Below are 5,821 nucleotides of genomic sequence, written 5' to 3' on the forward strand. Positions count from 1 at the left end.
TCCCCATAGGCGCTAACTTAAGGGTTGGCGTTTGGAGCCTTGCGTGATTCAACATCGGGATGAGGCATGAGATTTCTTCCGATGATGAGTGGTCCGGGCTTCTTGCGCGGATCGGGACAGCCGAGGCTCTGGATGCCTCAGCGGGGGCCTGTGGTGCGCTGACGCGGCGGCGCGGTGTTCGTGACGGGGCGAGCCTGCTGCGGCTCGGTCTTGGCTATGGTCCGGGGGGCATGTCCCTGCGCGAGGTCTCCGCCTGGGCCCGGATACAGGGCATCGCCGAGGTCTCGGATGTTGCCCTGCTGAAGCGTCTGCGCCGCGCCTCGGACTGGTTCGGCACATTGGCGGGCCAAGTGCTGTCAAGCCGCGCAGAGGCTGAAGACATCGGACCGCGCCCCTTGCGCCTGGTGGATGGCACTGTCTTGACCGCGCCCGGCAACCGGGGCGCGGACTGGCGGCTGCACATGGGCTACGATCCGCGCGGCTGCCGGTTCACCGATTTCGAGCTGACTGACGGGAAGGGAGCCGAGCGACTGGACAGGTTCGTGGCCAGGGCAGACGAGATCCGGATCGCCGATCGCGGGTTCGGGTCGCGCCCCGAAAGCCTGCGTGCACTGGCCGAGGGGCCGGGCGACTATCTCGTCCGGGTGCACTGGCGCGGCCTGCACTGGCTGGATGCAAACGGCGCCCGCTTCGACGTGATGGCGTTCCTGCGCGGTCTCGGCGAGGCCGAGAGCGGTGAAGCCCGTATCCTGATCGGCCGCGGCAAGGATCGCGCGTGGGAGCCGTTTGCCGCGCGGCTCATCGCCCTGCGCCTGCCGGCGGACAAGATCCAGGCAGCCCGGCACCGCATCGGCAAGGAGAACCGCCGCAAGAGCAGGCAGGTCCAGCCGGAAACGCTGGAAGCCGCATCACACGTCCTGCTCCTGACCTCGCTTGACCCGCAGGACTATCCCGCCGCGCGCATCGGGGCTCTCTATCGCCTCCGCTGGCAGGTTGAACTTGCCTTCAAGCGATTGAAAAGCCTACTCAACCTCGATGCCTTGCGCGCAAAGGATCCCGATCTCGCACGAACCTGGATATACGCCAACCTGCTCGCCGCCTTCCTCATCGACGACATGATCCGGCCCGCGCCGGACTCTCCCCCCTGAGTCGGCTGCCGCCGCAGACAGTGTGGCCGATCCGCCGCGCCGGCACCCTTCACTCTGGCGTATCTACAAGATGGTCATCCGCATCCTGCGCGCTGCCATCTTTGGCACGCTTCCACTGAAAGCCTGCAGGACCGCCCTGCAGACCACCTCATATTGCCTCAGTGAACCAACCAGAAAGCGAACTCTGCAAATGGCTCAAGGCTTAAGTTAGCGCCTATGGGACTGTTCCCCCGCCGCCCTGGCTGTTCCGGGCGCGCAGCGGGTGTGGATGGGTGGCCGGGAGATGTCCGCGATGGTCCAGCTTTCGCCCGAAGACAGCGCCGACGACGCCAGGCGCGCCGCTCTTCTGTCGCTGGCCCTGGCCACTGTCCGCGCCTTGCCGCCCAAGGTAGCCAAGCGCCGGAAAGGCTGATAGACGCAGCGCGACACCTATCCCGGAGCCCGAAATGGCCGCTGAAGACCGCCCGCAGATCACCCTCATCACACCCCCGACCTTCGATGCCGAGACCTTCTCGGACCGGATCGGCCTGATCCTTGACGGGGCCGAGATCGCCTGCCTGCGGCTTTCGCTTGCCACACGGGACGAGGACACACTGATGCGCGCCGCAGACGCCGCGCGTGAGGCCGCCCATGCCCGCGACGTGGCCGTGGTGATCGACAACCACCTGATCCTGGCCGAGCGCCTGGGCTTGGACGGGGTCCACCTGACCGACGGGTCGCGCCATGTCCGGAAGGCCCGCAAGGACCTGGGCGCTGATGCCATCGTCGGGGCCTTCTGCGGCACCTCGCGGCACGACGGGATGTCGGCCGGTGAGGCCGGGGCCGATTACGCCAGCTTCGGCCCGATCGGTGCGACTGCGCTGGGTGACGGCAGCCGGGCAGAGTTCGACCTGTTCGAATGGTGGTCCGAGGTGATCGAGGTCCCGATCATCGCCGAGGGCGCGCTGACCGCCGAACTGGTGGCCAAGTTCGGCCCCGTCACCGATTTCTTTGCCGTGGGCGAGGAAATCTGGACCTCGGACGACCCGCTGACGGCGCTGAAGACCCTGCTCGCTCCTCTCGGCTGACCCGCTCGTCGTAGACTTCGTCGCTCCTCGCTGGCCGCCCCTGCGACGAGAAGCCGAAGGCGCACGAGGAGCCGCTTTCAGCTAAACCGCGAACGCGTCAGCTCCTCGATCACATGCGGCAGATCGGTCCCTTGTGCCCGGCAGTGTTCCTGTGGCGCTTGACCTCCACCCCCCCCAACTCCCGCCGCCTCGTCTCAGGCGGCAGCCGGGCTCAGCGTTGGGCGGTCTATCCGGTAGCGACGCGCCAGTGCCTTCGACCCTAGTCCAGCTTGCGGATATAGGTCCAGGTCGGCACGTTGGCGCCCCGCGCGACGGAATGGCTTTCCGCGTCGCCCAGATACTGAAACCCCGCGTTGGTCAGCACCCGGGCCGATCCCGGATTGTCCTGAAACGCTTCGGCGAACATCGTGCAGTTCTTCTGCGGATTGGCCGCCACCAGCGCCTGGACGGCCGCCGAGGCGATGCCGTGGTTCCAGAAGGCCGGCGCGACCCAGAAGGCGACCTCGGACTGGCCGCGGTCCATCTTCTTCAGCGAGATCACCCCCAGCACTTCCGGCAGGCCCGAGCGGGTGCCATCCATGACCCAGATATCCTCTTCGGACCCGGCGGTCATGGCGCGGGTGCAGAAGGCTTCCGCCGCGCCAGGCGGCAAGGGATGCGGGATGCCCTGGGTCGCCTCGGCCACGCGCTTGTCACCGGCATAAAGCGCGAAAAGCCCGGCATCGGACTTTCGCACAGCGCGCAGCGTGAAGCGGTCGGTCGCGATTTCCACCGGGGTGGCGATCTTCTCCAGGATCATGGCTTCCCTCCTTCGAAGCGCATGTGGGGATTGTCGGTTAACCCTTCAATCGCCCGAATGTTTGGCCCTTTCGGGGTGAGGTCGTGGCACCCTGCCACAATCCCCGGTCGAGCCCGGAAACGAGATGGGGGACCGACCTTGCGGCCGATCCCCCATCTACAATGCGATTGTAAAGGTTCGGCTTACTCGGCTGCCTCCTGGGCGGGGAGAACCGAAATAAAGGTGCGGCCTTTCAGGCCTTTCTTGAAGGTCACGCGGCCCTCGACCTTTGCAAAGATCGTGTGGTCAGTGCCCATGCCGACGCCTTCGCCCGGGAACCAGGTGGTCCCGCGCTGGCGGCAGATGATGTTGCCGGGAATGGCAGCCTGACCGCCGAAGAGCTTGATGCCCAGACGACGACCGGCCGAGTCGCGACCGTTGCGGGACGAACCGCCTGCTTTCTTGTGTGCCATGCGGTGTTACTCCTGCGCTGCAGCGGCCTTGGCGGCACGCTTCGGTTTCTCGGCCTTCTCGGCGGGCTTGGCCGCACCGGGCGCTTCATGAGCGACACGGCGCGCGGCAACGGTGCCAACGGCAGCCTTGACGCCCGACTTGTCGGCACCCTTTTCCAGGACCTCGGTCACGCGCACCAGCGTCAGGTGCTGGCGGTGGCCCTTGGTCCGCTGGGAAGAGTGCTTCCGGCGGCGCTTCACGAAGTGGATGACCTTCTCACCCTTGATCTGGTCGATGACCTCGGCCTGGACGGCCGCGCCTGCAACCATCGGCACACCGATCGTGGTGCCGACCATCAGGATGTCGTTGAACTGGATCTTTTCGCCAGCGACGGCATCAAGCTTTTCCACGCGCAAAACGTCACCCGCCTGCACCTTGTACTGCTTGCCGCCGGTCTTGAGGACCGCAAACATGCGTCTTTCCTTCCATCTCTCCGCGCCCTTCGGCCCCCGATTTCCCGGGCGTTCCGGGGCCGCCTTTCGCAAGGTTGGCCCGCCTTCGGACAGCGCGCCCCCGAGGGGCGTCATTGAAAAAACATCTCGGGCCGAGAGTCGCCCCTTGGCCCGAGATGCGCGCTTATGCGTCGAAGCCCAGGCAGTGTCAAGCGCGCCGGGTCAGATATCGCGCCCTTGCATCGCCCGTCCGGCGGCCCGGCCAAGGTCCAGCGAAACCTGCCGGAACACCGTGTCGAACGCGCCGAACAGCCCCGCATTCAGCGCCTGCCCCGCCGGGCTTTCCCAGAACGCGATATAGCTTTTCAGCTCGGCCTCGGTCAGGGGATGATAGGCCAGCCCGAGGTAAGCATAAAGCCAGGTCGAGGTGTCGGTGCGGACCTGCTCTTCCTGGCCCCAGACATCCGACAGAAGCTGGTCCTGCGGGATCGCCCCGTAGGCACCCGACTCCGACATCCCGGTCATGAAGGCCAGGCTTCCCGACAGCGCCCCGGCCACGTTCATTTCCAGAAGATCGCCGGCTTCGATCATCTGGCGGATCAGCGCGACCTTGGGGTCCTTCGCCGCATTGGCATCGTCCGCAGCAACCCGCGCCGCCTCTTCGGTGGCCGTGTCGATGAAGGCGCGACGGGCGTCGATCTCAAGCGCGACGATCCGCTGACCAAGGTCCGAGCCGAAGAAGGCGATGATCGCCTCCATGTTCTCGGGCTGGTCGGACATCCGGGCCCGCAGCGCTTCGAGGAACGCGGTTTGCAGCCGGTCCGCGTCATAGATGTCCGAGACATCGGCCGTCCAGTCCGCCCCGCCGCCCGAGGGGAACATGTCGGCCTGCAGTTCTGCGCCATGCGCGACCCCCTCCTCGCGCAGGACCTCGAAAAGATCCCCCAGCCGCATCACCTCGGCCACCCGATCGACCGAAACCTCGGCTGCGGAATCTGCCGCCGGATCGACTGCCGGGGTTTCGGCCAGCACGGGCTGGCCCAGCGCGAGAAACGCAGCAAGAGCGACACGAGACAACAGCATGGGCGGGCCCTTCCGACAGTGCGACGTCCGAGAGCTAGTGCCTCCCGCCCCTCTTGCCAAGCCGAAGGTCCGCAACAGGCTGTGATCATGCACCCCAGAGTCGGACGGAATTTCTGCCGATTGCCCCTTGCGCATCTCCCGAGGCCCGGCTATCCACCCCGCCACATAGACGACCCCTGAAGCGCGGAGAGGTGACGGAGTGGTCGATCGTGGCGGTCTCGAAAACCGTTGTAGGTTTGCGCCTACCGTGGGTTCGAATCCCACCCTCTCCGCCAACACCCCCAAATCCTTGATATGAAAGCAGAAAGTGCTGCATTCGACGGAGCGAAGAATCATCCTATTGTACACGCTATTGCACCCGGAAACGCACTGAGAGCGACGAAGGTGATGCTCACTGAACCGCCAAGATCGTCCCACGAGAACTACAAGCTCCAAAGTTCATTTGAGGCCACAACGAAACGCCTCCGGCGCAGAGCGCCGGAGGCAAGATCATGTTGACCTACGAGCACTTAGAACCGCAGAGGACCAAAGCGGCGGCAAGGACCATCACCGACGTCAGGCAGACCATGACGCTTGTTGATGTACCTCCCAGATTGGTGACCTACACACCGGTAGATGCGAAGGTTTTCCCTTAGGGTCAGGACCCATTGCTTTTGCGCTGGCAGCGTGATTCAGCCTCTGCAAGGAGACTGAACGATAAGCAACCTTTTCTGGCTGACGGAGGCACAGATGGCGCGGCTGCGGCCCTTCTTTCCCAAGAGCCATGGTAAGCCGCGCGTCGATGATCGTCGCGTTCTGAGTGGCATTATCTTCATCAATCGCAATGGCTTGCGCTGGTCC

The 5,821-nt window shown here is 65.1% G+C and carries 7 protein-coding genes, 1 tRNA gene and 1 pseudogene; 5 read left to right on the forward strand and 4 right to left on the reverse strand.

The genetic code is table 11. The annotated features are described in order from the left end of the window. Positions 1–59: 59 nt before the first annotated feature. From U1E69_RS12295 to U1E69_RS12305, 3 genes are all read left to right on the forward strand, one after another. Complete coding sequence (locus tag U1E69_RS12295) at positions 60–1,148, forward strand: IS4 family transposase (RefSeq protein ID WP_322244660.1); 1,089 nt, start codon at positions 60–62, stop codon at positions 1,146–1,148. 283 nt (positions 1,149–1,431) lie between these two features. Continuing rightward, positions 1,432–1,560, forward strand: a complete 129-nt coding sequence (locus U1E69_RS12300) for a hypothetical protein (protein ID WP_322244661.1) — start codon at positions 1,432–1,434, stop codon at positions 1,558–1,560. A gap of 34 nt (positions 1,561–1,594) precedes the next feature. Further along, on the forward strand, positions 1,595–2,215 hold the full coding sequence (locus tag U1E69_RS12305) for a thiamine phosphate synthase (RefSeq protein ID WP_322244662.1): 621 nt from the start codon (positions 1,595–1,597) through the stop codon (positions 2,213–2,215). 259 nt (positions 2,216–2,474) lie between these two features. Here the strand turns inward: U1E69_RS12305 and U1E69_RS12310 are convergent, their stop codons facing one another. The 4 genes and pseudogenes from U1E69_RS12310 to U1E69_RS12325 form a co-directional block, all read right to left on the reverse strand. After that, on the reverse strand, positions 2,475–3,014 hold the full coding sequence (locus U1E69_RS12310; protein WP_322244663.1) for a GNAT family N-acetyltransferase: 540 nt from the start codon (positions 3,012–3,014) through the stop codon (positions 2,475–2,477). Positions 3,015–3,196: 182 nt separating this feature from the next. Further along, positions 3,197–3,466, reverse strand: a complete 270-nt coding sequence (gene rpmA / locus U1E69_RS12315) for a 50S ribosomal protein L27 (RefSeq protein WP_305541103.1) — start codon at positions 3,464–3,466, stop codon at positions 3,197–3,199. A gap of 15 nt (positions 3,467–3,481) precedes the next feature. After that, positions 3,482–3,919: pseudogene (gene rplU, locus U1E69_RS12320) on the reverse strand (50S ribosomal protein L21); the annotation flags it as partial. A 201-nt stretch (positions 3,920–4,120) separates the two neighbouring features. Continuing rightward, positions 4,121–4,981 (reverse strand): DUF2059 domain-containing protein, encoded by an 861-nt coding sequence (locus tag U1E69_RS12325; protein ID WP_322244664.1) that lies wholly within the window; start codon positions 4,979–4,981, stop codon positions 4,121–4,123. Positions 4,982–5,166: 185 nt separating this feature from the next. Here U1E69_RS12325 and U1E69_RS12330 point away from each other — a divergent pair. Further along, a tRNA-Ser gene (locus U1E69_RS12330) sits at positions 5,167–5,256 on the forward strand. Positions 5,257–5,677: 421 nt separating this feature from the next. Next, a partial coding sequence (locus tag U1E69_RS12335) for a transposase (RefSeq protein WP_322243749.1) occupies positions 5,678–5,821 on the forward strand: 144 nt, incomplete at its 3' end.

The sequence above is a fragment of the Tabrizicola sp. genome, from assembly GCF_034366665.1.
Lineage (GTDB): Bacteria > Pseudomonadota > Alphaproteobacteria > Rhodobacterales > Rhodobacteraceae > Tabrizicola.

Excerpts from the sequence above, each read along its gene's own strand:
- U1E69_RS12295 (WP_322244660.1), top strand. The coding sequence starts at position 60 with ATGAGGCATGAGATTTCTTCCGATGATGAGTGGTCCGGGCTTCTTGCG.
- U1E69_RS12300 (WP_322244661.1), top strand. The coding sequence starts at position 1,432 with ATGTCCGCGATGGTCCAGCTTTCGCCCGAAGACAGCGCCGACGACGCC.
- U1E69_RS12305 (WP_322244662.1), top strand. The coding sequence starts at position 1,595 with ATGGCCGCTGAAGACCGCCCGCAGATCACCCTCATCACACCCCCGACC.
- U1E69_RS12310 (WP_322244663.1), bottom strand. The coding sequence starts at position 3,014 with ATGATCCTGGAGAAGATCGCCACCCCGGTGGAAATCGCGACCGACCGC.
- rpmA (WP_305541103.1), bottom strand. The coding sequence starts at position 3,466 with ATGGCACACAAGAAAGCAGGCGGTTCGTCCCGCAACGGTCGCGACTCG.
- U1E69_RS12325 (WP_322244664.1), bottom strand. The coding sequence starts at position 4,981 with ATGCTGTTGTCTCGTGTCGCTCTTGCTGCGTTTCTCGCGCTGGGCCAG.